The organism is Sphingomonas sp. NY01, from assembly GCF_038809135.1.
Classification (GTDB): domain Bacteria; phylum Pseudomonadota; class Alphaproteobacteria; order Sphingomonadales; family Sphingomonadaceae; genus Sphingomonas; species Sphingomonas carotinifaciens.
This window is the reverse complement of sequence record NZ_CP101723.1, coordinates 94,373-119,817: the sequence shown is the minus strand read 5'-3', so window position 1 is coordinate 119,817 and position 25,445 is coordinate 94,373. Positions and strand designations below refer to the sequence as shown.

The 25,445-nt window shown below is 64.9% G+C and carries 14 protein-coding genes and 3 pseudogenes; 8 read left to right on the top strand and 9 right to left on the bottom strand.

Features of this window, described 5'->3' with window-relative positions; all coding sequences use genetic code 11:
• Positions 1–30: 30 nt before the first annotated feature.
• The 7 genes from NPJ82_RS16450 to manD are packed head-to-tail and all read right to left on the bottom strand — an operon-like array spanning position 31 to position 10,973.
• Entirely contained in the window at positions 31–1,704 is a 1,674-nt protein-coding gene (locus NPJ82_RS16450) for a DUF5597 domain-containing protein (protein WP_342659232.1), read from the bottom strand.
• 44 nt (positions 1,705–1,748) lie between these two features.
• Positions 1,749–4,556, bottom strand: a complete 2,808-nt coding sequence (locus NPJ82_RS16445; protein WP_342659231.1) for a glycosyl hydrolase 115 family protein — start codon at positions 4,554–4,556, stop codon at positions 1,749–1,751.
• Positions 4,557–4,600: 44 nt separating this feature from the next.
• Positions 4,601–5,608 (bottom strand): sugar kinase, encoded by a 1,008-nt coding sequence (locus tag NPJ82_RS16440; protein WP_342659230.1) that lies wholly within the window; start codon positions 5,606–5,608, stop codon positions 4,601–4,603.
• Positions 5,608–7,068 carry a mannitol dehydrogenase family protein gene (locus tag NPJ82_RS16435; protein ID WP_342659229.1) on the bottom strand — a complete coding sequence of 487 codons (1,461 nt, stop codon included), beginning with the start codon at positions 7,066–7,068 and terminating at the stop codon, positions 5,608–5,610. The genes NPJ82_RS16440 and NPJ82_RS16435 overlap by 1 nt, the downstream gene beginning before the upstream one ends.
• A complete protein-coding gene (gene uxaC / locus NPJ82_RS16430) occupies positions 7,065–8,477 on the bottom strand; it encodes a glucuronate isomerase (RefSeq protein ID WP_342659228.1) in 1,413 nt (470 codons plus the stop codon). Before uxaC ends, NPJ82_RS16435 begins: the two co-directional genes overlap by 4 nt.
• On the bottom strand, positions 8,474–9,760 hold the full coding sequence (locus NPJ82_RS16425) for an MFS transporter (protein ID WP_342659227.1): 1,287 nt from the start codon (positions 9,758–9,760) through the stop codon (positions 8,474–8,476). Before NPJ82_RS16425 ends, uxaC begins: the two co-directional genes overlap by 4 nt.
• Position 9,761: 1 nt before the next feature.
• The gene (gene manD, locus NPJ82_RS16420) at positions 9,762–10,973 is read right to left on the bottom strand and encodes a D-mannonate dehydratase ManD (protein ID WP_342659226.1); all 1,212 of its coding nucleotides are present in this window, start codon (positions 10,971–10,973) and stop codon (positions 9,762–9,764) included.
• 178 nt (positions 10,974–11,151) lie between these two features.
• Between manD and NPJ82_RS16415 the strand changes: the two genes are divergently transcribed.
• From NPJ82_RS16415 to NPJ82_RS16405, 3 genes and pseudogenes are all read left to right on the top strand, one after another.
• Positions 11,152–11,898, top strand: a complete 747-nt coding sequence (locus NPJ82_RS16415; protein WP_342659225.1) for a FadR/GntR family transcriptional regulator — start codon at positions 11,152–11,154, stop codon at positions 11,896–11,898.
• A 160-nt stretch (positions 11,899–12,058) separates the two neighbouring features.
• Positions 12,059–14,764, top strand: a complete 2,706-nt coding sequence (locus NPJ82_RS16410; RefSeq protein WP_342659224.1) for a TonB-dependent receptor — start codon at positions 12,059–12,061, stop codon at positions 14,762–14,764.
• A 121-nt stretch (positions 14,765–14,885) separates the two neighbouring features.
• A pseudogene (locus NPJ82_RS16405) lies at positions 14,886–15,212 on the top strand (transposase); the annotation flags it as partial.
• A gap of 253 nt (positions 15,213–15,465) precedes the next feature.
• On the opposite strand, the gene NPJ82_RS16400 reads toward NPJ82_RS16405, so the two are convergent.
• On the bottom strand, positions 15,466–16,491 hold the full coding sequence (locus NPJ82_RS16400; RefSeq protein WP_342659223.1) for an IS110 family transposase: 1,026 nt from the start codon (positions 16,489–16,491) through the stop codon (positions 15,466–15,468).
• A gap of 85 nt (positions 16,492–16,576) precedes the next feature.
• Here NPJ82_RS16400 and NPJ82_RS16395 point away from each other — a divergent pair.
• Positions 16,577–16,996, top strand: a pseudogene (locus NPJ82_RS16395) (IS5 family transposase); the annotation flags it as partial.
• Positions 16,997–17,087: 91 nt separating this feature from the next.
• The gene (locus NPJ82_RS16390) at positions 17,088–18,095 is read left to right on the top strand and encodes an IS110 family transposase (protein ID WP_342659222.1); all 1,008 of its coding nucleotides are present in this window, start codon (positions 17,088–17,090) and stop codon (positions 18,093–18,095) included.
• 592 nt (positions 18,096–18,687) lie between these two features.
• On the opposite strand, the gene NPJ82_RS16385 is transcribed toward NPJ82_RS16390, so the two are convergent.
• The gene (locus tag NPJ82_RS16385; RefSeq protein WP_342659221.1) at positions 18,688–19,305 is read right to left on the bottom strand and encodes a TetR/AcrR family transcriptional regulator; all 618 of its coding nucleotides are present in this window, start codon (positions 19,303–19,305) and stop codon (positions 18,688–18,690) included.
• Between the two features lie 97 nt (positions 19,306–19,402).
• Between NPJ82_RS16385 and NPJ82_RS16380 the strand changes: the two genes are divergently transcribed.
• The 3 genes and pseudogenes from NPJ82_RS16380 (at position 19,403) to NPJ82_RS16370 (ending at position 25,259) form a co-directional block, all read left to right on the top strand.
• Positions 19,403–20,593, top strand: a complete 1,191-nt coding sequence (locus NPJ82_RS16380) for an amidohydrolase family protein (RefSeq protein ID WP_342659220.1) — start codon at positions 19,403–19,405, stop codon at positions 20,591–20,593.
• Positions 20,594–20,597: 4 nt separating this feature from the next.
• Positions 20,598–23,765: a cytochrome P450 gene (locus NPJ82_RS16375; RefSeq protein ID WP_342659219.1), complete on the top strand. Its 3,168-nt coding sequence runs from the start codon at positions 20,598–20,600 to the stop codon at positions 23,763–23,765.
• A 371-nt stretch (positions 23,766–24,136) separates the two neighbouring features.
• Positions 24,137–25,259 (top strand): annotated as a pseudogene (locus NPJ82_RS16370) (IS3 family transposase).
• The last annotated feature ends 186 nt before the right edge of the window (positions 25,260–25,445 follow it).

Here is a 25,445-nt window from a genome sequence, read left to right as displayed (position 1 = left end):
TTGTTCATGTGTTGGTCGATTAATCGTCGCTCAGCCGAAATCGTGCAACCGAACGCGCAGCATCACCGGCTCGACGAAGTTCAGTCCGAAGTCGGTCTGGTCACCGTTCCACCGGCGGCGCGGCAACCATCGTCCCTGGACGTAGCTTCCCTCCTCGACGCTGAGATATTCGGTCGCGGAATTGTCAGCCTGCCGGAACCGTATCCGCACATCCGCGCCGGCGACGAGGAACTCGTCCGGCGCCAGCTGGGCGACCACCGCCCCGCCGACCGGCTTGCTGGCGTTCGGCTTCGGGACGGCGCGCGGATCGGTCCGTTCCTTCATCTGCCAAAGGCCGTATTCCGCCGTGATCGTCCAGCGCCCCATGACGACCGACTGGTCGGCGCCGTCGTCGCCCTTGGCAAATCCCCGGGTCGGCTTCTCGAACGCGATCCTCGCCCAATCCGCGGCCATCGGCGCGAACAGTCGATAAGGCCCGGCAAAGGCCGACAGCGTGTCCGGATCGAGCCTTTCGGCGCCCAACGGGTAGTTGGAGTAGCTGGTGCCGTCCATCCCGAAGGGCGAGAAGCCGATCGCCCCATGACCCAGCGCCGGCCAGAAGAAGCGGGCGAAATCGGCAGCGTTGCCGATCTCCGGGATCATCAGCGCATTGTCGGGGCGGGTATAGTGATCGAGATACGCCAGCACCGCGCCGTGCTTGCGGTTATAGATGTCGGGGGCGACGAAATCGATGTGCGGGGCTGCCGCCTTCCAGATGTCGATCACGTTCCAGTTGGGGCCGCCGCTGGCTCCGCCTCCCGCTTTCGCGAGGTCGAACGGGTCGGTCAGCGCGGCGTTGCAGAACATGGGCAGGTCGATCACGCGCTTCCCGGCGGCCGCGATCTCATCGACGTACCGGGCGATATGCCACGCGCTGAACGACTGGTCGGCCGCCGCGCCGAAGACCTCTGTCCACGTCCCCGGCTTGCGGTGCAGCGCTCGCGACAACGCGTCGGGCACGCGCGCATCGAAAAGCCGCTGCGCCTGCGGCGAAAAATCGCGGGGGGTGCCGATGCTGCCGACCTCGTTCTCCGGCTGGACCATGATCACCGTATGCTGCGGGTCGCGGTCGCGCAGATGCTCCATCAGCTTGACGAAGGCGCGCCGGTCGGCCGCCAGCGTCCGTTCGCCATGGGGCGACAGGTTGGGGTGGATCGATCCATCGCGCCGCCGCATCCTGGGAAAGCGGCGGGTGTCGGTCTTCACCCATTCGGGGACGTAGGTTTGCGCCGCGTTTTTCCACGTCCCGAACCACAACAGCACGACGCGGACGTCGTTGTCGCGTGCCTGGGATAGCAGGTCGTCGACGAAGCCATAGTCGTATCGACCCTCCACGGGTTCGAACTGCTCCCACGCGACCGGCACCTCGACCGTGTTGGCGTGCAGCGCCTTGATGGTCGGCCAGACGCTCGGCAGCATGGCGGGATAGTTGCTGCTGTTGTGTATCTGGCCGCCGAGGACCAGGAACGGCTTGCCGTCGACCATCAGCATATGCCGGCCATTGCGGGACGCGATGGTCGGCAGCGTGGTCGCGGGGGCGGTCGCGGAGGTGGTGGCCTGGGCGAGCGCCGCGGGTGCGACCGTCAGGAGGGCGGCGATGCCTGCCAGAAGGGCGGGCGCGATCGGGCGACTTCCACGCGCGGCAGGTCCATGGGTGGCGTACATCTCTGATCCCTTCTTCGTCTGTTCGGCAGCAGGCCGGCAACGGGTCACGGCAGCAGGCTCGCGCCGTAGAAATCGGGCGCGCCGTCTAGCAGCACGTCGAGGCGGTCGATGATGAAGCCGGGATCGAGCGCATGGACGGAAACCCGGTGCGATCCGGACGGGAGCTCGGGCAGCACCAGCTCCCGTATCGCGGTGTTGCTCAGAACGTTGCGCTTCCATTCCTCGCTGCGGCCGAACGTCTCGAAGTCGAGCGTCCGCATCGGGCCGCCGTCGATCGAGACGCCCAGCCGCAACCGCGTTGAAGATGTCAGCGGGTGGACAGGAATGGCCACCACCCGCAAACGCGCGTCGCCACTGGCGTTGGTCCGGAAATCATAGACCAGCGGTTCGCCGGTGGCGCTTTCCGAAGACCGCACGTCCAGTCGCGCGCGCAGCGCCGCGCCGCGCGAGCCTAGTCCCGGCACGGTTTCCCATTGCGAGCTGCGGGCGCGCACCGCCGGCATCGAGATGATGCGGTTCACCTCTGGCGGGAAGCGGCCGTCCCGCGCCGCCAGCACCGGTTCGACCGGCAGCTTGCGGCCACCGCATTCGACCGTCCCCGGGGAGGGCGCCTTTGCCCCCGCATAGGACAGGCGGATGCGCATCTGGTAACCATTCGCCTCGTCCAGATCCCCCTCCCGCGCGGACGCTGTGAAGCCCGCGGGCGGGGTGAACGTCCAATGCGCCCGGCTGCCGGCGGAATAGATCGCGAAGCTGCGATCGGCTGCCTGCCCCTCCACAAAGGTCAGTGCGGAAAGGTCGAGGCCGCAGCCCGGTCGCGCCGTCCAGCTCCAGCTCGGCCAGGCGGGCTCGTCGAACACGGGCAGGCCCCTGGGCGCCATGTTCATGATCCCCTTCCACTTGCCGGCGTTGAGGGCGTTGTACGTCGCCGTATCCCCGACGAGGCGGGCATGGGCCGCCCTGGCCTGGCCGACCAGCGCGTTCATCGCGGCGCGGGGCACGTCCGCCGCCCGCGCGGCAGGATCGCCGTCCGACCGGATCGCGACGTTGAGCGGTGCGCGGCCGGCCTTGGCATAGGTCGTCGCTAGGTCGAGCTTCAGGATGCGTTCGTTGAGGCTCGCCGAAGCGCGGACGGGATAGAGCACCAGCTGGAAATAGGCGTCCCGGCGATCGCCCGGCAGGCTGCGCGCCACCTCCTCCGCGCGCCGCGTCAGGTCGGCATAGCGGTCGAGCCGCTGCCACGCCTCGTCGCCGCCGGTGCGCACATAGGGGCTGACGGTGTTGGGCGAGGTGGGCTCGGTCTGCCCGCCGCCCATGAACTCCGGCCGGCGTTCGAAGGCGAGGTCGTAATAATCCATCATGATCGACGCGATCCTCCGCCCATCACGCGGGCCGAACTGCCGCCCCGCCCATGCCGTCAGATGCTCGATCGGCGCCGTGGCGAACAGGCGGTCGTCGAACGCGAGATCGAGGAAATACTGGGTCAGATACTCGCCCGGCTTGATGTCGCCGACGTTGACGATCCATATGCGGCGGGCATCCATCCGGTACGCCCGATCCATCTGCTCGCGCAGCAGGGCGGGATGCGTCGTCGCCAGCCACAGATAATCGTGCGGCCGCCCCCAATAGGATATGTGGTAGTAGACACCCGATCCCCCTGCCCGCCGATCGGCGGGACCGGACAGTTGGTTGATGTAGCCGTAATTGTCCTCCGGCCAGATCAGCGTGACATCCTTGGGAACGTCGAGCCCCGCGCGATAGGTGTCAAGAACCTCCTTGTACAACGTCAGTACCTGGGGGATCCGGTCGGCCGGCTTGCGCTGAGCCTTGGCCAGCAAGTCGCGCTGTATCGCGATCGCCTGCGCCGTCGCGTCGCGCGCGGCCTCCGCCGTATCGGCGCCTTGCATTCCCGAATCGTGCTTGCCGCGCAATCCGATTGTGTAGATGTTCTCAAAATCGCGGACTTCCTGCGCGCGCTGGTTCCAGTACTCGATCATCCGGGTGCGGTTGGTGAAGAAGTTGAACGGCCCGCGAACGTCGTCGTCCCACTCGCGCACGTTGTTGCGCATCATGGGCTCGGCATGGGACGTCCCCATGACGATGGCATGATCCCGCGCAGCTTCGGCATTGCCCCTGATTTGGTAGAAGGGCCTGGTGGAATCATGCATGGCCGGCCAGAGCGTGTTGGCCTTGAGCCGCCACATCAGTTCGAAGATGCGTGAATAGGTCTTGGGGCCGATGTCGCCCACATCCGGCTCGAAGGTCTTCGCCGCCCAGGGTTGCAGTCCCCAATCCTCGTCGTTGAGGAAGATGCCGCGATATTGCACCGACGGAGTTCTCGACACGATGCGGTCCGCCGCGACCGCAACCCGGTCGGCGTGACGCGGCGCGACGTCCGCCCACCATTCCCATGCGGAAACCCCGATCTCGCGGGTGAGATCGACCACTCCCCAGATCGTCCCCCGCCGGTCCGATCCCGCGATCAGCAGATACGACGTCTCGGGATCACGGCGGGAGCGAAGCAGAACCCGCTCGTATCGTTCCCACTGCCCGGCCAGCGCCCGCAGGTCTAGGCCAGCGTCGTCCGCGACCGACCGCGCCAGCGCGCTGTCGTAGCGCGCGATCACCACGCATATCTTCGTGCAGCGGTGAAGGTCGGTCGACAGCGTCGCGGCTTTGCCAGTGACGGCCTTCAGGTCGCGCGCCAGCAGATCGGCCGACAATGTCAGCGGGATGTCGTCTTCGTGGATGATGCCGGCGGTATGCGCCGGGGTGACGAGCATCGCCGGCTCCGCCCCGGCCGCGCCGGCGGATAGGATCGACAGCGCGATGCAGCAGAGCCTCGACTTCATCCGATTCGATCCCGTCATCATATCATCCGGCCCGCCGGCCCGTTTTATCGCCGGACATCGAGCCCGCCTTCCAAATAGGCGTCGAGGTCCGCCTGCCGGAACAACGAGGCGTCCCCCGGCAGCGAATGTTTCAGCGCCGCCAGCGCTAGCCCGATGCGCGCCGCCGTCGCCGGGTCGCCGCCGCGGCGCAGGGCGTGCAGCACGCCCGCCGCGAAGGCATCGCCGCCGCCGATCCGGTCGACGATCCCGGTCAGCAAAACGTCGTCGGTCTGGACTTGCCCGCCACGCGTATCGATGCGAGCTGACAGCCGGTGGCGGTCGACATGCTCGACGTGGCGGGCGGTCGATGCGATCATGGCGAGGCCGGGAAATGCCGCGAAGGCAGCTTCCGCGGCAGCGCGGCGGCGGGCTTCGCCCTCGCCATCGAAGGTGCGGCCCAGCAGCAGCGCGACGTCGCGGTGGTTCCCGAACATCAAGTCGGCATGGGACACCAGCTCGGCCAGCACCGCACGCGGATCGCCGTCCCACCGCTCCCACAGCTTGCCGCGCCAGTTGCCGTCGAACGACACCGGGATGCCCCGTGCGCGTGCCGCGCCCGCGGCCGCGATCGCGCTACGTGCGGGCCCCGGTCCCAGCGCCGGGGTGATCCCCGACAGGTGCAGCCGGTCGACGCCCGCCAGCAAGCGGCCCCAGTCCCACGCCGCCGCTGGCGCTTCGGCAAAGGCGGAACCAGCGCGGTCATAGATCACCTCGGTCGCGCGCAGGCCCGCGCCCGATGTCACGAAATACAGCCCCAACCGGTTCCCGCCGATTGCAATCCGGCCGACATCGACGCCGTGGCCGCGCAGCGTCGCGACGGCGGCCAGACCCAGGTCGTTGTCGGGCACCCTCGTCGCCAACGCGACATCGTGACCCAGCCGCGCCAGCGCGGTGACCAGATTAGCCTCCGCGCCCGCCACCCACGTGTCGAACCGCGGCGTCTGCATCAACAGCTCACGCCCCGGGGGCGACAGGCGCAGCATAATCTCGCCGAATGCCAACAACTGCCCCATCAGTGCGCCAGCCCTGCCAGCACGCCTAGCGCACCCTGGTCTTGCAGGCGCTCGACCCATTCCACCAGCCGATCGCGGACCGCGCAGTCCGCGGCGAGGTCGGGCGGGAAGATTGCATCGATCGCCAGCAGCGCATCGACCCGGTCCGCCGCCCGCGTCTTTCCTGCCAGCGCCGCCGCGGTCGTGGCCGCCATCGGGTCCTCGATCGCGAACGCCCTGCCGGCATCGTCGCGCCCGTCCTGCCAGCGCATCCACGCCGCCACCGCCAGCGTCAGCATGTCGACCGGCAACCCCGCCGCCCGACGGGCCATGATTGGGGCAATCAGCCGCTGGGGCAGCTTCTGCGACCCGTCCTGCGCGATCTGGTCGGTGCGATGCTCCAGCGCGGCGTTGCCGAACCGCGCCATCAACGCGGCGCAATAGCCCGGGATGTCTAGGCCGCGCGGGGCATCAAGCGTCGCCGCACTCTCGTCCCACAGCGCATCGACGAACGCCCACCCCTCCTCGCGCGCCACGAACTGATGGACAAAATCAATCCCTGCCAGCCCGCCTAGATAAGCGATGCCGGAATGCGCGCCGTTCAGCAGCCGCAGCTTGGCATCCTCCCAGGGGGCGACCGCATCGGTCAGCTGTACGCCCAGCGCGGCGAGATCGGGCCGCAAGCCGCAGAACCAGTCTTCGACCACCCATTGCAGGAACGGCTCCGTCTTCACCATTGCGCGGTCCTCGACCCCACTCCGGCCCGCCAGCGCGGCGATGTCGACGGGGGTCGTGGCGGGCACGATCCGGTCGACCATCGTCGCGGGGAACGCACCGGAGGCCGCGATCCAGTCGTGCAACGCCGGATTGTGTGCCGCCGCCATCGCCAGCACCGCCGAACGCAGCACCGCGCCGTTGTGCGGCAGATTGTCGCACGACAGCGCGGTGAACGGCGCCACGCCCGCACACCGCCGCGCCGCCAGCCCCGCGACGATCAGACCGATCGCGGTGCGCGGCGCCGACAGGTCGGCCAGATCCGCCGCCACGTCCGCATCGTCCATGCGCAGCCTGCCGCGATCCAGCCTGTATCCCTTTTCGGTGATCGTCAGCGTCACCAGATGGACGGCCGGGTCGGCGAGCGCGGCGACCACCGCCGCCGGGTCCTCGGGCGCGACCAGCACCTCGCGCACCGCGCCGATCACCTGCGCCGTCACCGCGTCGCCATCGCGGATCAGCAGCGTGTACAACCCGTCCTGCGCCGCCAGCCGGTCGCGCGTCTCCGCAGAGCGCAGGGAGACGCCGGTCACGCCCCAGCGCAGGTCGCCCGCCGCCAGCGCGCGGTCGAACACCACCGCCTGATGCGCGCGGTGGAACGCGCCGATCCCCAGATGCACCACCCCGCGCATCACCGCCGCGCGGTCATAGCCTGGGCGCGCGACATCGGCGGGCAGCAGGTCCAGCGTCGCCGGCGACAGCCTCACAGCCGGTACGCCTGCTTGACTAGGTCGTACGACAAAGCCCGCGCCAACTCGGCCGCCTCGTCCCGTTCCAGCCGATGTTCGGCGACGAGGCGGGCGAGGAAGCCGCAGTCCATGCGCCGTGCGACGTCGTGGCGTGCGGGGATCGACAGAAAGGCGCGCGTGTCGTCGTTAAAGCCCACGGTGTTGCCGAACCCTGCGGTCTCGGTGGTCGCCTCGCGGAACCGGCGCATCCCCTCCGGACTGTCGTGGAACCACCAGGGCGGCCCCAGCCGCAACGCGGGATAATGCCCGGCCAGCGGCGCCAGTTCGCGGCTGTAGACGCTCTCATCCAGCGTGAAGAGGATCAGCGTCAGCCGCGGGTCGTTGCCATGCCGGTCGAGCAGCGGCTTCAGCGCGGCGACGAACGCGCCCGGCAACGGGATGTCGTCGCCCTTGTCGCTCCCGAAGCGCCGCCGCACCGCATCGTTGTGGCTGCGGTGCACCGCCGGATGCAGCTGCATCACCATGCCATCGGCGACGGACATCGTCGCCATCTCGGTCAGCATCTGCGCGCGGAACAGTTCCGCCTCCGCCGCGCTTGGCCCCTCGAGCACGCGCCGGTACAGGGCGGCCGCATCGTCGGTCGGCAGGTCGGCGGTCGCGGCGGAGGGATGGCCGTGATCGGTCGAGGTCGCGCCCGCCTCGCGGAACCGCGCGCGGTGGAACCGGTGCGCCGCCAGATAGCCGGCATAGTCCGTCACGTCGATTCCCGCCGTCGCGCCAAACCGGCGGACATGGTCCGCAAACCCCGGCGCGTCGGGATCGACCACCGGATCGGGGCGATAGGCGGTGACAACACGCCCGCCCCATCCGCTCGCACGGATCGCGCGGTGGTGGTCGAGCGGATCGAGCGGGCTCTCGGTGGTCGCGATCACCTCGATCCCGAACTGCTCGAACAGCGCGCGCGGGCGAAAGGTGTCGGTCGTCAGCGCCGCGTCGATCACGTCGTAATAATGGTCCGCGGTCGCCGCCTCCAGCCGGACGTCTATGCCAAACACCTCGGCGAACACCCAGTCGAGCCACAGCCGCGACGGCGTGCCGCGGAATAGGTGGTAATGCGCCGCGAAGATCCGCCAGATCGTGCGCGGATCGGCCTCCGTCGGGCTGCCGTCGACTGTCGCAACGCCCAGCGCATCGAGCGGCACGCCCTGGCTCATCAACATGCGGTATACGTAATGGTCGGGGACGATCAGCAGGCTGGCAGGATCGTCGAACGGCCGGTCATAGGCGAACCACGCGGGATCGGTATGGCCGTGCGGGCTGATGATCGGCAGGCCCTTCACCCCCGCATACAGGTCGCGCGCGATCGCGCGCGTCGCCGGATCGGCGGGAAACAGGCGGTCGGGGTGGAGGGTTAGCGGGTGGGTCATGGCAGGCGTTCCGGCGCGACGGGGGCATAGCGCGGGATCAGCAGGTGGATGACGAGCAGCGCGGCGAAATAGGCACAGCCCGCCACTGCGAAGATCGGGCCATAGCCGCCGACCCCGGCCAGGATCGTACCCGCGAACTTGGCCATCGCCATGCCGCCCAGCGCCCCCGCCAGTCCGCCAAGCCCGATCACCGACCCGCCCGTCCCGCGGGGGAACAGGTCGCCGGGGATTGCATAGACGTTAGCCGAAAACCCCTGATGACAGGCGCAGGCGAGTCCGATCGCCAGCACTGCCCACCACAGGCCGGGCGCGTGCGCCGCGAAGATGATCGGAAGCGCCAGGATCGCGCAGGCCGCCATCGCGGTCTTTCGGGCGCGATTGACGCTAGCCCCCCGCGCCAGCAGCCGGGACGAGAACCACCCCCCCGCCAGCGATCCCACGTCTGCCAGCAGATAGACCGCGACCAGCGGCGGCCCGAAGTCGAGCATCCTGACGCCATATTGCCGGTTGAAGAAATCGGGCAGCCAGAACAGGAACGTCCACCATATCGGGTCGATCAGAAACCGCCCCAGCACATAGGCCCAGGTCTGCCGCAGTCGCAGCAACGTCCGCCACGCGACCGGGTGTGCGAGTGCCGCCTCCTCCTGCTCGATCCATGCCAGTTCCTCGGCCGTGACGCGGCGATGCTCGGCCGGGCTGCGGTAGAAGGCCAGCCATGCCGCCAGCCACAGCAGCGTCAGCGCACCCGTCGCGATAAACGCCATCCGCCAGCCGAACGCCACCGCGATCGCGGGCACGATCAGCGGCGTCAGGATCGCCCCGACGTTCGACCCGGCATTGAAAATTCCGATCGCCAGCGCGCGTTCGCGCTGCGGAAACCATGCATTCGCCGCCGCTAGTGCCGCCGGGAACGCCCCCGCCTCACCCACCGCAAGCGGCAACCGTGCCCAGATCATCCCGCCCGCGCTGGTGAATAGCGCATGGGCGACGTGGCCGATCGTCCACAACGTCACCGCAACCGCATACCCGACCTTCGCCCCGACCCGGTCGACGAACCGGCCGAACAGGATATAGGCAAGGCCGTAAGCCGCCTGGAACGCGATCGCCAGATCGGCATAGCCTTGTTCGGTCCAACGATAGCGCGCCTGCAGTTCGGGCTTGAGCGTCGGTAGGACGAGCCGGTCAATATAGCTCAGCGCCACCGCGGCGAACAGCAGCGCGCAGACGATCCAGCGGATGCGGCCACGCGGCTTTTCGGGAGCTGCGGTGGGCAGCGCACTCACCTCACCAACTCCACAAGGTACCGTCCTCCAGCCGATTCACGGGCAAGTAGGCCGGGCGATACGTATATTGGGCGGCCAGATCCTCGTCAATGTCGACGCCCAGCCCCACGGCGTCGCCCGGATGCATCATCCCGTCGGCAAAGCCATAGGCGTGCGGGAAGACTGCGTCGGTTTCCGCGGTATGGCGCATATATTCCTGGATGCCGAAGTTGGGCACTGACAGGCCGAAATGGAGCGCTGCCGCCATCGCCACCGGCGATAGGTCGGTCGCGCCATGGCAGCCAGTCCGCACCTGATATAGATCGGCGAGCGCGGCGATGCGGCGCAGGTGGGTGATGCCGCCGGCATGGACGACGGTGGCGCGGATATAATCGATCAGCTGGTTCTCAATCAGGTCTTTGCAGTCCCAAATTGAATTGAAGATCTCGCCGACCGCCAGCGGCGCGGTGGTGTGCTGCCGGATCAAGCGGAACGCATCCTGGTTCTCCGCGGGGGTCGCGTCTTCGATCCAGAACGGGCGATAGGGCTCCAGATCGCGGCCGAGCCGCCCGGCTTCGATCGGGGTCAGACGGTGATGGACGTCGTGCAGCAAGTGGACGTCCCAGCCCAGTGCCTCGCGCGCGGCCTTGAACAGGTCGGGCACGACGCGCAGGTATCTCGCCGTCGACCACATGTTCTCGCTCGGCAGGGCAGCATCAGCGGGTTCATAGAAATAGCGGTCCTTGCTAACGCCGTAGGTAGAAGCCATGCCTGGCACGCCGCATTGCAGGCGGATCGCTTTGTATCCTTGCGCTTGATACTCAAGCGCGGCGGCAATCGTGTCGTTGATCGAGGTGCCGTTGGCATGGCCGTAGACGGTGCACCCCTCGCGTACGGCGCCGCCGAGCAACTGGTAGACGGGCAGCCCGGCTACTTTCCCTTTAATATCCCAAAGGGCCATGTCGACCGCAGCGATTGCAGTCATGGTGACAGGCCCCCGACGCCAATAAGCGCCCTTATAGAGATACTGCCAAATGTCCTCGATTCGATGAGCATCGCGGCCGATCAGGCAGGGCACGACGTGGTCGCCTAGATAGCTCGCCACCGCGAGTTCTCGGCCGTTCAGCGTCGCATCGCCAACCCCGGTGGTGCCGTCGTCGCATATTACCTTGAGCGTGACGAAATTGCGTCCCGGGCGGGTGACTGTGATGCGTGCATCAACGATCTTTGGCATGACAGGTTCGGTCCAATACCGATTTTATGGGCGCGGAGAGCCACAACGTACCGATGGTATACCTAACGCCGGCCTCTCCTTCTGCCCTACAACCACATGGGTTTTGGCCTGTCAACTCATTCGGCCAGATGGTAATCTGCCTGTTTGCACTACCGCTCTGATGCACTAGATTCGTGATATGCAGAAGTCAGACAAGCTGTATCGCCGCGTATGCGACGGCGTTCTCGATCAACTCGCCGCTGGCGAATTTGATATCGGTGCGCGACTACCTACGGAGCGCGAACTCGCGGAAACTTATCAGGTCAGCCGCACCACGGTGCGCGAAGCGATGGTCGCCCTCGAGATGTTGGGCATCGTCGACATGCGGAAAGGCTCCGGGATCTATGTCGTCAGCCGGAGTCGGGCAGCGGATGAGGCGAACGCCCTGGATATAGGGGCCTTCGAACTGATGGAAGCCCGACGCATCTACGAGGTAGAAACAGTAGGTTTGGCCGCGCTACGCATCGGCGACGACGATCTTGGCCGCCTTGAGGTATTGCTGGCGACGATGCGCGATGCCGATGAACGCGCTGGCGAACAGGCGGACCGCGATTTTCATATCACAATCGCGCAGGCAACCGGCAACAGTGCGATGGTTGGCATTATCGCCGAACTGTGGCTGATGCGCGACCGCTCCGACCTGGCCCGCAACATCCACAAGCGGGCGCGCGGCACTGGGCTCGAGCCACGGGTTCACGAGCATCAGGCGATCCTCGACGCCCTGCGTCAGCGAGATCCACAAGCCGCGCGCGAGGCGATGCGGCTGCATCTTGACCAAGTGATCGAGCACTTGCTGGCGCGCACCGAGTTGCAAGTCATCGAGGAGGCGAGGCTCCGCACCGCAGACCTACGCGAACGCATCTTCGGTTCGGCAGAGGCCATTTAATTGCGTGGAGCCGTAGCAAGGTGGGCGGCGAATTGCGGAGGTTTCAGGCTGACCGCTTCGTGACGAAAGCCCCATCAGCATACCGTCGTGAGAAAGCCAAATAGCGTAGTTGACTGGCACATCTCCTCTCATTAGTCAGACCAAAAAAGGAGAGGGACGAATGCGCAAGTTTCTTATCGGAACCAGCTTTTGGGCGTTGACGATCGCTAGTTCCGCCTACGCCCAAGTGACGCCGACGCCCAGCGAAGGTGCAGATTTGCAGTCGTCAGAGCAGGAAGCCGCTACATCTGCCTCGCAGGTCGGCACCTCGGCCGCGGCTCCGGCGGCAGGGCAAGCTGCAGATGCGGGTCAGGAAGACATCGTGGTCACTGGTGTCCGCGCTAGCTTGCGCAGTGCAGCCGCAATTAAGCGAAACGCGGGCGCCATCGTTGACTCCATCGTTGCGCAGGATATCGGCAAGCTGCCCGATAACAATGTGGCGGAGGCGCTACAACGCGTCACCGGCGTCCAAATTACGCGCAGTCAGGGTCAGGGGCGCGGCATCGCGATCCGCGGGCTAAGCCAGGTGCAGACTCTACTTGACGGCCGCGAGGTCTTCTCCGCCGCATCGCGCTCGCTCACCGTGTCCGACGTGCCGGCGGAGCTGGTGTCGGGGATCGACGTCTACAAGACGGTCCAAGCCGACCAGATCGAAGGGGGGTTGGGGGGCACCGTCGACCTCAGGACCCGTCGCCCGTTCGACTTCAAAGGCTTTGAGTTTGGGGTCAGCGCAAAGGGCGAATATACCGACCTGCGAGACAAGGTGACGCCCTATGCCTCGGTCCTGATCAGCGGCCGCAAGGAAACCGGCATCGGCGATGTCGGTGCCCTGCTAAGCGCCAGCTACCAGAATTTCGTGTACCGCGTCGACCGCAATGCGGTCGGTACCTTCAGCGAGCGCCGGGACCTCTACGATCGTGATCAGGACGGCGTGTTTCCCAATGATCCCGGCGACCTAATCGTGGCGCCAACCGATGTCGGCCAGCGCTACGTCTACGGGAACAGGAAGCAGCTCGGCGTGAACGGGACGCTGCAATGGGCGCCAAGCGACGATCTCGAGTTCCACATCGACGGCCTCTACACGCGCTATCGGTCACGCGAGGATAACGAGTTAATCTATGCGCTGACCGGGAACTCCGGCATTCGAACCTCGCCCGCGGTGGCCGCGCCGCCGTTCGAGTTCGCGGAAGACAATCTAACGGTTCGTCGCGGGACATGGACCAACGCCAGGCTGACGACGAGCACCTATACGCAAGACGACGATACCGACACCTATCAGGCGGCGATCGGGGGAAAGTTCGAACGCGACGGAGTGCTGTTGACTGGCGACGTCAGCTACAATCGCAGCACCTCGCTCAGCGTGTATCAGGAACTCGGTCTGCGTGCGCAGACGTCGCGCTACGATCTGGACCTGACGAGCTCGCTGCCAATCATCTCGATCCAGGGGCTGGATCCGACGTCAATCGGCGGTTTCATGCTCGATCGGTTGACCTACAGCAGGACTAGGACCCGCGGCGAGCAGATCGCCGCGCGGCTCGACGGCCGCTTCTCGATTGGTGACGAGGGGCTGACGGCGGTCAAGTTCGGGGTGCGTTATGCCAAGAGGGACGTCAGTTCGCGTCGTTTGGACGACACTTTTTCCTACACCAACTCGGTCGCGGCGTCGGGATACACCAACCTCTTCGAGCTTACGGACGACGATCTGTTCTCCGGCCGCAACCTGTCGATACGGCAATGGCTTACGCCGCGCGCGGATTTAGTCCGCGATTACAGTGGAATCCGGCAAAGCCTGGGATACCGAACCACCCAACTACCGGCGCTCATCCCGACAAACGCCTATGATTTCACCGAGGAAACGGTTGCCGGTTACGCGAAGGTAGAATTTGCATCGACAATCCTATCGATACCGGTGGACGGCAATGCGGGTATGCGGGTCATCAGGACTGGGCTGGTCGGCAATAGCGCGACGACCGTGGCGGGTGGCGGGTTCGCGCCCTTGCAGCAGACGACGAATTATGTCGACGCGCTACCGAGCATCAACTTCCGGGCCAAGCTGCGCGACAATCTGCAACTGCGTTTGGCCGCATCAAAGTCGCTCACGCGTCCCGGCTTCTCCCAACTCAATCCTGCGCTGCGGCTCGACTATCTTTTCCTGACCGGCAGTGCAGGCAATGCCAATCTCCAACCCTTACGGGCCGATCAGGCGGACGCGTCGCTTGAATGGTATATCCCTGGCGGAGGATTGCTGTACGCCGCCGGCTTCATCAAGAACGTCAACGGCTTCATACAGAATAGTAACGCCGTGGAGGTCTATAACGGCGTGAACTACCTTGTCAGCCGCCCCCGGAACGGGCGCAACGGACGTATCAAGGGCGTAGAAGTCGGCGTTCAGCAGTTTTTCGAGTTCCTTCCGTCTCCGCTCGATGGGCTCGGCATCCAGGCCAATTACACATACGTCGATAGCAAGGCGCCCTCGTCTATCGTTGGCCAGACTGTGCCGTTGGAGAACTTGTCGAAGAACAGTTATAACCTCGTCGGCATCTACGAAAAATACGGAGTCAGCCTACGCGTCGCCTACAACTGGCGCTCAGCGTTCGTGAACACCACAGGTGGCGGCGGAGCTGGCAACCTTCCCATCTATACAAATGCCCAGCCTCAGCTGGATGCCTCGCTCAACTACGACGTGACAAGCAAGATTACGCTTACTCTCGATGCCCAAAACTTGACCCGCCCCGACCGGATCGACTATTACGGCTTTTCCTATCGCCCAAAAGCCGATCTTATTCAAGATCGCCGGGTCGCGTTCGGTATGCGCTTTCGACTTTAACGATTACCAATTTCACAGGCAGCTGGTAGCCTACTTCGAAAGTTCCTTGTGCTACTTACTAGGGTCAGGACCCATTGATGTTACGGCTGCGATCTGATTCAGGCTCCGTGAGGAGACTGGGATGCGCGACCTGTTTTGGTTGACGGACGAGCAAATCGAGCGGCTGCGGCCGTTCTTTCCGAAGAGCCACGGCAAGCCGCGTGTCGATGACCGGCGGGTGCTGAGCGGCATCGTCTTCGTCAACCACAACGGGCTGCGCTGGCGAGACGCGCCAAACGCGTATGGTCCTCACAAGACGTTGTATAAACGGTGGAAGCGCTGGGGCGAGCGAGGCGTATTCACGCGCATGATGGAGGGGCTGGCGGCGGTCGATGCGGAGCCCAAGACCGTGATGATCGACGCGACCTACCTGAAGGCGCACCGCACGGCATCAAGCCTGCGGGTTAAAACGTATGGCTCGCCCCGTCGGCAAGCGGTTTGTGTCTGATGTTCTGAGCAATCTGCGAAAACGTATCCGGCCTTTCGACTCAAGGTCGTTGGCCAAGATGGAGATCCGCGCGTCCTGGTCCTCATAAAGGGGCCGGCATCGAGTGCCATTTTTAGCCATAGGGTTCCGGGACACCGGTCGACTGTCAGGCCATCTTTCACTCACCTCCCGCAGACATCATTCAGCTGGCGCAAGGCGCGCCGGCCGAGCTTGTTCAGGCTGCTTGTGCAACCGGATCATAGATGCGCTCGTGTCGCAGCAGCGCCCACACGATACGCGCCATCTTGGCGGCCAATGCCACCACGACGGTGTTGTGATGAGAACGTGAGAGGAGGCCGCGTAGCCAGGCGCCAAGTCGCGTATCGCTCTTGCTCATGACCGGCAGGGACGCCCGCGCACCTTGGATCAGGTTCTTGCGCAGGTAACGGCTTCCACGTTTGGTGATACCGAGCAATCGCGGTTTGCCTCCGGTTGTTGCCTGCCGTGGCACCAAGCCTAGCCATGCGGCAAGGTCGCGACCACGCCCGAAGGTCCGGGCATCGCCGATGGCTGCCACCAGCGCGGTTGCATTTAGCGCCCCTATGCCGGGAGTAGTGAGCAGGCGCCGCGCTCGCTCGTCTGTGCGAGCAGCCTCGGTGAACTCAGCATTGAGATCTTCAATCCGCTCGTCGAGGGCAGCCCAGCGTAAGCGCATGTCGCTCACCAGCCGGTGAATGCGCGGGCCGAGCACTGGTTCGTCACCGTCGAGCATCTCGCCCAGCCGGACGGCGAGCTTTGCACGCCCTTGTGGGACTATGTAACCACGCTCGAGGAGAAGACTCCTGATCTGGTTCATCAGGGAGGTGCGGTCTCCGACGAGCTGGTCGCGGATGCGGTGCAGCGTCTGCATGTCGAGTTGCTCCTCGGTCTTCAAATCGACGAACCGCATGGTCGGCCGGGTTGCCGCTTCCGCAATCGCTTCAGCATCACGGTCGTCGTTTTTCTGCGCTTTAACGTAAGGCCGGACGTATTCCGGCGACATCAATCGCACTGCATGGCCTTGTCCCGCCAAGGCACGTCCCATGTGATGCGCACCGCAGCAGGCCTCCATTGCTACAACGCAGGCCGGCAAGGTCGCCGCGTAGGTGATGACCGTCTCGCGCCGCATTCGCCGGCGGACGACAACCTTGCCAGTGGCGTCTAGCCCAACCACGCTGCAGCTGGTCTTGCCAAGATGGATCCCGAGCACCGATACGTCCATGACCTTCGCTCCTTCCGCAAAAGACCCGCTGTCGTGAAGCAACAACGGTTCAGATAAGGGGCGAGCCATCCATAAAGGGGATCTCGGCCGCCTGATCGGCCGCACCAAAGGCGGCATGAACACCAAGCTCCATGCCGTTGCCGACGCGAATGGCCGCCCGTTGAGCTTCTTCATGACGGCCGGGCAGGTCAGCGACTATACCGGCGCAGCCGCGCTGCTCGACGATCTGCCCAAGGCGCAGTGGCTACTGGGTGACCGCGGCTACGACGCTGACTGGTTCAGGGACGCACTCCAGGCCAAAGGCATCCAGCCCTGCATCCCGGGCCGCCGATCGCGAAACGAGCCAGTCCGATACGACAAGCGACGCTACCGGCGTCGCAGCCGCATTGAGATCATGTTCGGCCGCCTCAAGGACTGGCGACGTGTCGCCACCCGCTACGACCGTTGCCCCACAGCCTTCTTCTCCGCCGTCGCCCTTGCTGCCACCGTCATCTTCTGGCTCTGATCAACGAGTCATCGTGTAATTTGTGGCTGCTTCCCCGGGCCGGCTGAGCAGCGCACCTTCTGGTTGTCGGACCTGAAGGAAGGAAGCAGCTATGAAGCACTATGCCGGAATAGACCTGTCGATGGAAACGTCGCACGTCTGCATTGTCGATGCCGAAGGGCGCAAGGTCGCAGCGCAATGCGTGGAGAGCACGCCGGAAGCGATCGCCGCGCTGCTGGAACGCCATGGTCCGATGGAACGCGTGGTGATCGAGACCGGCCGGATGACGCCATGGGTTGCGCGTGGCCTGCACGAGCTGGGCGTCGCGATCGTGTGCATCGATGCGCGCCAGGCCCACCAGAGCCTCAAGGCGATGAAGGCGAACAAGACTGATCCGCATGATGCGGCGGGCCTCGCACAGTTGGCCCGGACAGGCTTCTACAAGGAGGTGCACGTCAAATCGCCGACGTCACACGGGGTGCGCTCGGTGATCACCGCCCGCACGCATCTGGTCGAAGCACGTGTCCGGCTCGACAACACCATCCGTGGCCTCTGCGCCACCTTCGGGATTAGGCCGGGGGCCGGCCAAGGCGAGCGGTTCCTCGCGCGGGTGCAGGCCGCCGTCGCCATCCCGGGTCTCGGTGAGGCGGTGGCCTCGCTGCTCCGGGCGCGGACCGGCCTGGTTGACGAGATCCGTCGGATGGATCGCGAGCTCAAGGCGATCAGCATCGCCTCTCCGGCCTGTCAGGCCCTGATGAGCATGCCGGGAGTCGGCGTGCAGACCTCGGCTGCGTTCGCTGCCGCCGTCGATGAGGCGGGCCGGTTCAAGCGGTCGCGCACGGCTGGCGCCTACTTTGGCCTCGTCCCGCGTCGGCACCAGTCCGGCGAACTCGACTGGACGGGCCGGATCACCAAGCAGGGCGACGGCACCGTCCGCAAGCTGCTCTACGAAGCGGCCAACTCGATCCTGACGCGCACGCGCCAGACCTTCACGCTGAAGACCTGGGCGCTGAAGATCGCCAAGCGACGCGGTCTCAAGAAGGCCCGGGTCGCGCTCGCCCGCCGCCTCGCCGTCATCATGCACGCCATGTTGCGCGACGGCACCTTGTTCGAGGCCTGAAAAGAGGTAAGCTCCCTTCGCCAGCGGTGATGCTCTCCAGCTGACCCGATGGCGGTGTCCCGCGAGGGAACGCAGGGACGGACGATCTGCGAAGGTTATCAGATGGGCTGCCAAGCCCGCTTCGAGTCAATGCAACGTCCGGCCTTGTGAGACCCGATACAGCACCACCGACCGACAGGTCGGCGAGTGCGGACAGATCCTTGAGACCCTCAAGGGACAACCGCCGAGCGGACGCAAATTACAGATCCTGACCCTAAAGGTGCATATGCACAGTTTAGTATTGCTACCAGCGGCACTTGGTAGATGCGCGAAAGGCGCATAGCAAAAGCTTGGCCGGATAGCGTAGGTCGTCGGCGCTGTGGATCGCGATAGCTAGTTCAGCGAGATGAGTGACCGGTTATGGCAGTTGCGGCAATCTGTTATCGCTAGGACTTGTGAAGATGACCTTCTCGCTTCTCGATAGCACCACTTGCACGGCGGCGTTGTAACGGTTCAGTCTCAATTTCGGACGGGGCGACTGTCCAGTGATTGGCAGGTTCGCGTGAGCGATGCCGCGGCCGTTATTCTGTACCCGAAACCCGCCAAGGCTCTCTCACAGCCTATGGCCTGTTCCTTTGACCGCTACACCGTAAAAAAAGACGTCAACGCTACTAGCAACAAGATCATCCAGCTCCATCCCCTTAGGGGGCGGCGCGATGCCAAGAGCCGCATCACGCAGCGCGTCAGCTAGGACCATCGCCATCAACATGGTGGCGGATCGCACCGTATCGGTTACCACGAGCGTTCCCGTGGAGGTGTAGTTTGAAAGCTGATCGGCCAGCGGCCTGATGCCGAAGGCTTTGATCGTTTCTATATAGATGCGTGCCACTTCTGGGAAGCGGGTACCTTCGCTCATCATCAAGCGGTAAGAGGTTACGCCCTCTTCAGAAAAGGCTAATTGGGCAAACCTCGTAAGATACGCCGTTAGCCACTTCCTCGGCGAAGTGTTAGCGTCTGACAGGTCCATCGTTGCGGCTGGTCCGCTGACAACAGACCGCATCACTTCCACAAGCAGCGCCTCTTTCGACGGCACATATTTGTAGATGGTCTTCTTCGAAATACCAGCAGCGGTTGCGATCCGTCCCACGTTCGCTTCGGCAAACCCATACTTGCGGAACTCGGCCCGTGCGCTGTTGAGTAATTCGTCGGACAGTGGAAAATTGCGATTCATTCATTCTGCTCTAATTTGCAATGCGGCAAAAGCCGAGGTGGAAACCACCGGGTTTCCAGGGGCGATACTCGAGGCTATATGGTCACAAGGAGGAGCTATGATTGATCGACGAAATCTGTTGGCAGGGATTGGTATGGCGGGTCTTGCCGGGTCACCGGCCGATGGCCGGCCGGCTCAAAACGTAGGTAGGCGTAGAGATCCGAAACCAGCTGATGATCTGGAAAAACGTGCCGCTGAAGGGCGCGGCGCTAACCGCATTGACGTTCACCACCACCTTATCCCGCCTGCCTGGTCGGCCTCGGCCGAGCGTCACGGGTTGAAGAAGGTCGCCGGCGCTCCGCTGCCGGACTGGACGCCGGAGAAGTCGCTGAGCGTGATGAACATCAACGGCATCCAGACTGCGATCCTGTCGCTGTCTGCGCCGGGCGTGCTTTTCGGAGATCGGGCCGAGGCGCGTGACGTCGCGCGCGCGTCGAACGACTATGCCGCCGAGCTGAAGGTCCGGCGTCAGGGCCGGTTCGGCAGCTTCGCCGTGCTGCCGATGCCCTTCACCGACGATGCCGTGCGCGAAGCCATCTATGCTCTCGACACGCTCCATGCCGAAGGCGTGGTGCTGCTCGGCAGCACCGACGGCAAGTTCCTGGGCGATCCGCAGTTCGACGAGCTGATGGCCGAGCTCGACCGGCGCAAGGCCATCGTCTTCGTCCATCCCAACATCCACCCGACCAGCGAGCAGCTCGGTCTTCAGATCCCCGGCTTCTTCGTCGAGTTCCTGTGCGACACGACGCGTGCCGCCACCAACATGATGTTCAACGGCACGCTCAAGAAATATCGCAACATCCGCTTCATCCTGGCGCATGCTGGCGGTTTCCTGCCCTATATCGCGTGGCGGCTGAGCCTCGCCAACGACATGCCCGAGTGGGCGGCCAAGGTGCCGGGCGGCGTGCTCGACGCCATTCGCGGCTTCTATTTCGACACCGCCCTGTCGCCCGCGCCCTGGGTGCTGGCCGCCCTTAACGAACTGGTCGATCCCAGCCATATCCTATTCGGCAGCGACTTTCCATTTGCGCCTGCGCCGGCGGTCGGCATGGAGCGAAAGTCGCTCGAAGGTTTGAAGAATGTTTCCCGCCCGGAGAAGCTGGCCATCAATCGCGGCAACGCGCTGGAGCTCTTCCCGCACTTTGCGCGTTTTGCCGGCGATCCCGCCAATGCAAGCGTAGGCAACAAGATTAAGGGCGCGGTGACCAAGCCGGTCGTCGATCTTGGCGACGCGATCCGGAAGCGTTGACACGATGGCGACCGCGATCCCCCAGCCCAAGGGTTATCCGCTGATCGGCAACATCGCCGAGATCGATCGCGAAGCGCCCATCCAGAGCCTGATGCGCATGGCGCAGCGCGAGGGCGCGCTGTTCCGCATGGAAGCGCTTGGGAACGCGATGGTGATCGTCGGCAGCCAGATGCTGACCGACGAACTGTGCGACGAGACCCGCTTCCGGAAGGCGCTGCACCGCCCCTTGCAGGAGGCGAGGACCGTGGCAGGCGACGGCCTGTTCACGGCTTATGACGAGGAGCCGAACTGGGGCAAGGCGCACCGCCTCTTGATGCCCGCATTCGGTCCGCTGGGCCTGCGCGCGATGTACGACCGGATGCTCGACATTGCCGAACAGATGATGGTCCGCTGGGAGCGGTTCGGCGAGGGGGCGACGATCGACGTCGCCGACAACATGACCCGGCTCACCCTCGACACGATCGCGCTGTGCGCCTTCGACTACCGGTTCAACAGCTTCTACCAGAACGAGATGCATCCGTTCGTCGCGGCGATGGTGGGCGCGCTCGACGAGTCGGGACGGCGGGCGCGGCTACCGACCGGCGTGGGCAAGCTCAACCTGCTGCGCAGCCGCCGCTTCGAGGCGGACACGAAGGTACTGCGCGAGGTCGCCGACCGGCTGATCGAGGAGCGCCGCCGCGATCCGCGCATCGGCGATTATGGCGACCTGCTCGACCGGATGCTGACCGCCCGGGACCCAGAGACCGGCGAGACGCTGAGCGCCGAGAATATCGGCTATCAGATGATCACCTTCCTGGTCGCCGGCCATGAGACGACCAGCGGCCTGCTGAGCTTCGCGACATGGCTCATGCTCTCGCACCCGGACGTGCTCGCCGAGGCGCGGGCGCATGTCGACGAGGTTCTGGGCGGCGACACACCGACGATCGACGACGTCGGCCGGCTCGCCTATCTGGAACAGGTGCTGCAGGAGACGCTGCGGCTGTGGCCGACCGCACCCGCCTTCGCGGTCCACGCCCGCGAGACGACGACGATCGCGGGCCGTTACCCGGTCACGCCCGACGACCTGCTGCTGATCCTGACGCCGGTGGTGCATCGCGATCCGGCGGTGTGGGAAGACCCGGAGGCGTTCAGGCCGGAGCGGTTCGATCCCGAAACCGCGGCCAAGCTGCCGCCCAACGCCTGGAAGCCGTTCGGCAACGGCCAGCGCTCGTGCATCGGGCGCGGCTTCGCCATGCAGGAGGCGGTGCTGGTGCTGGCGCTGATGCTCCAGCGTTTCGACATCAGCCTCGCCGACGACGACTACAAGCTGGTGGTGAGCGAGACGCTGACGCTCAAGCCCAAGGGCCTTCGCATCCACGCGCGGCGCCGCGACCTGCCCGCCGGGCAGCGCCGCAGCCGCGTGCCCTCCGCGCCGGCGCGCCCGCTCGCCGCTCCTCAGGCTGCGGCGAGCGTAGGCGACAACGGCCCGCTGCTGGTCCTCTACGGCAGCAATACCGGCGCCAGCGAAGCCTTCGCCCAACGGATCGGCGCCGATGCCGGCGCGCAGGGATACTCGGCCACAGTCGCGGCCATGGACGATTATGCGTCAGGATTTCCCGACAATGTGCCGCTCATCGTCGTCACCGCCTCCTACGAAGGCCGGCCGCCCGACAATGCCGCTCGCTTCGTTGCCTGGGCCGAAGGAGTGGACGAGGGCGCGCTCATCGGCTGCCGCTATGCGGTGTTCGGCTGCGGCAACCGGCAATGGGCGCGCACCTGGCAGGCGATCCCCAAGCGGGTCGACGCCGCGCTCGCCGGAGCCGGCGCCGAACCACTGCTCGATCGCGGCGAAGGCGATGCGGCCGGCGATCTGTTCGGTGCATTTGAAGCCTGGTACGACCGCCTGTGGCCGGCGCTCGCCACTGCGGAGGGGCGGGAGATCGAAGCGCCGGTACAGGCGACGCTCGATGTCGAAGTGCGGCATGGCGCGCGGGAGCAGGCGCTGAAGCTCGACGAACTCAAGCGCGGCACCGTGCGCGTCAACCGCGAGCTGGTCGACATGCGCCGGCCGGGCGCGCGATCCAAGCGGCATATCGAGATCGCGCTGCCCGAGGGCATGACCTACCGCGCCGGCGATTATCTGGCGGTGCTGCCGAGCAATCCGTCCGAGACCGTCAAGCGCGCATTGGCGCGGTTCGGTCTGACGCCGAATGCCGAGCTGATCGTCCATGGCGCACCGGGTGTGCCCTCGGCGCTGCCGGTCGACCGGCCCCTCGCCGCTGAGGCCCTGTTCGCCGACTATCTGGAGCTGCAGCAGCCCGCGACCCGGGGGCAGGTCGCCGCGCTCGCCGCCGCCATCGCCTGCCCGCCCGAACGCAAGGAAGCCGAGCGTCTCGCGCAGCCCGATGTACACGCCGCCGAGGTCCTGGAGAAACGGGTTACCCTGCTCGACCTGCTCGAACGCTTCGGTGCGGCCGATCTGCCGCTCGGCGCCTTCATCGCGGCGATGCCGCCGATGCGTGCGCGGCAATATTCGATCGCCTCCTCGCCGCTCGCCGATCCGAAGCGCTGCGCGCTGACGGTATCGGTGCTGGAAGCGCCCGCGCTGGGCGCGGATCGGCTCCACCAGGGCGTGGCATCGACCTTCCTCGCGGGCCTCGAGGAAGGTGATACGCTGGGCATGGCCGTGCGGCCGAGCCAGTCCGGGTTCCACCCGCCGGACGATCCGCAGGTTCCCATCATCATGGTCTGCGCCGGCAGTGGCATCGCGCCGTTCCGTGGGTTCATCCAAGAACGGGCCGTTCGCAAGGCGGCGGGCGATGATGTCGGGCCGGCGCTGCTGTTCTTCGGCGTAAGCGACCCGGAGACCGATTTCCTGCACCGCGAGCAGTTGGAAGCCTGGCAAGCCGAAGGCGTGGTCAGCCTCCGCATGGCGTTCTCCGCCTACGGCTTCCACGGTATCACCTATGTGCAGGATGCGATCTGGCGCGACCGCGCCGAGATCGAGCAGCTCTTCCGCGACGGCGCGAATGTGTTCGTCTGCGGCGATGGCAAACATATGGCACCGGCCGTGCGCGACGCCTTCGTCTGCATCTACCGTGATGCCCTTGGCGTGTCGGCGCGTCGAGCAGAAGCGTGGGCTGAGAAGGTCGAGCGCGATGCTGTACGCTATGTAGCGGACGTGTTTAACTAATCATGCCGCTTTTCAAGAAGGTCGGTGTTCGGTATCCTCTTTTATTGGGCGTGTTCAGCTCGGCTTTCCGAGAGGCATATTTCCCAGCTTCCCGGACCCAACATCACCGTAGCTGGTACTATATGTTGCTCGCTAGGCAATTCCATGTTCCATGCTATCATCAGGACTTTATTATTGGAGCCTTAGCTATTATCTGCGGGACCCATGCCTCTGCGCAGACATGGGTCCTACTTAACCGTCATCTATGCCTTCGCTCAAGAAAGACACGCCTCGCCATATTGCACGTGGTGACCTGAGCCCTTCGGATTGGTCCATTCTTTGTGAGAAATTCCCGGTTAGGTTTGGCAGGTGCCGGACGAGGGAATCCGCCGATGAAGAAGTCGAGGTTCAGCGAGCAGCAGATAGCGTTCATCCTGAAGCAGGCCGAGGATGGAACGACCGTGGAGGAGGTATGCCGAAAGGCCGGCATATCGATCCAGACCTATTACCGATGGCGCAGCAAATACGGAGGGCTGATGCCGTCGGAGATGAAGCGCCTGAAGGTGCTGGAGGAGGAGAACGTCCGGCTGAAGCGGCTGGTGGCGAACCTCAGCCTGGATAACCCTGTCCTGAGCTTGTCGAAGGGGAAATGCTGCAGGACGTCATCCGCCGAAAAATGTAGGGCCTGGTCGAGCCCGGGAGATCGTCGGCTATTTGCAGGCGAGCTACCAGGTCAGCGAACGGCGAGCCTGCAGCGCGTTTCCGATCAATCGATCGACCCAGCGCTATCAGTCGCGCCGCCTCGATCAGGCCGGCCTCAAGATGCGGATCAAGGAGTTGGCTGCGACCCGTGTTCGCTATGGGTACCGACGCATCCATGTGCTGCTCCGACGGGAGGGCTGGGAGATCAACCACAAGCGCACTCATCGGCTGTATCGTGAGCTCGGGCTGCAGCTGCGCAACAAGACGCCCAAGCGCAAGGTGAAGGCGAAGCTGCGCGATGACCGGACGCCGGCGACGGCACCCAACGAGTGCTGGTCGATGGATTTCCTGTCGGACCAGCTGTTCGACGGTCGCAAGATCCGGGTGCTCTCGATCGTCGACAACTTCACCCGTGTGTCACCAGCGCTCGACGTACGGACGAGCTACCGCGGCTCTGACGTGGTCGAGACGCTCGAGCGCATTGCCGTGGTACACGGTCGTCCCAAGCGTATTCGTCTGGATAATGGCCCGGAATTCATCTCGAAGGATCTCGACCTGTGGGCTTACCAGCATGATGTGGTGCTGGACTTCAGCAGGCCTGGAAAGCCGACCGACAACGCGTTTGCGGAGGCGTTCAACGGCCGGGTGCGGGCCGAATGCCTCAACGCATACTGGTTCTTGAGCTTGGACGACGCACGGGTAAAATGTGAGGCGTGGCGGCGTGATTACAACGAGCACCGTCCGCATAGCTCCCTCGGCAACCAGACCCCGATGGAGCGCGCTTTTTCGTCAGGGCAGGCATGCCTGCCCTGACGAAAAGAGAGCCGGTTTTCTCATAAAGACCGGACCAGAGACGGGGTGAGGCTCACCTTGATCCAGACAATCATAGTCGATGGACCACTCAGAAGGGGGCAGCTCACCGAGGTCGATGTAGCTAGCGCGGTCTTATCGCATCGAGTATCGGCGCCATACTGTTAGCCTTGCATACTAAGGGAATTT

Coding starts and splice junctions, on each gene's coding strand:
- NPJ82_RS16385 (WP_342659221.1), bottom strand. CDS start 19,305: ATGAATCGCAATTTTCCACTGTCCGACGAATTACTCAACAGCGCACGG.
- NPJ82_RS16440 (WP_342659230.1), bottom strand. CDS start 5,608: ATGGGGCAGTTGTTGGCATTCGGCGAGATTATGCTGCGCCTGTCGCCC.
- NPJ82_RS16400 (WP_342659223.1), bottom strand. CDS start 16,491: ATGGACGTATCGGTGCTCGGGATCCATCTTGGCAAGACCAGCTGCAGC.
- NPJ82_RS16450 (WP_342659232.1), bottom strand. CDS start 1,704: ATGTACGCCACCCATGGACCTGCCGCGCGTGGAAGTCGCCCGATCGCG.
- NPJ82_RS16410 (WP_342659224.1), top strand. CDS start 12,059: ATGCGCAAGTTTCTTATCGGAACCAGCTTTTGGGCGTTGACGATCGCT.
- NPJ82_RS16390 (WP_342659222.1), top strand. CDS start 17,088: ATGAAGCACTATGCCGGAATAGACCTGTCGATGGAAACGTCGCACGTC.
- uxaC (WP_342659228.1), bottom strand. CDS start 8,477: ATGACCCACCCGCTAACCCTCCACCCCGACCGCCTGTTTCCCGCCGAT.
- NPJ82_RS16445 (WP_342659231.1), bottom strand. CDS start 4,556: ATGAAGTCGAGGCTCTGCTGCATCGCGCTGTCGATCCTATCCGCCGGC.
- manD (WP_342659226.1), bottom strand. CDS start 10,973: ATGCCAAAGATCGTTGATGCACGCATCACAGTCACCCGCCCGGGACGC.
- NPJ82_RS16415 (WP_342659225.1), top strand. CDS start 11,152: ATGCAGAAGTCAGACAAGCTGTATCGCCGCGTATGCGACGGCGTTCTC.
- NPJ82_RS16380 (WP_342659220.1), top strand. CDS start 19,403: ATGATTGATCGACGAAATCTGTTGGCAGGGATTGGTATGGCGGGTCTT.
- NPJ82_RS16375 (WP_342659219.1), top strand. CDS start 20,598: ATGGCGACCGCGATCCCCCAGCCCAAGGGTTATCCGCTGATCGGCAAC.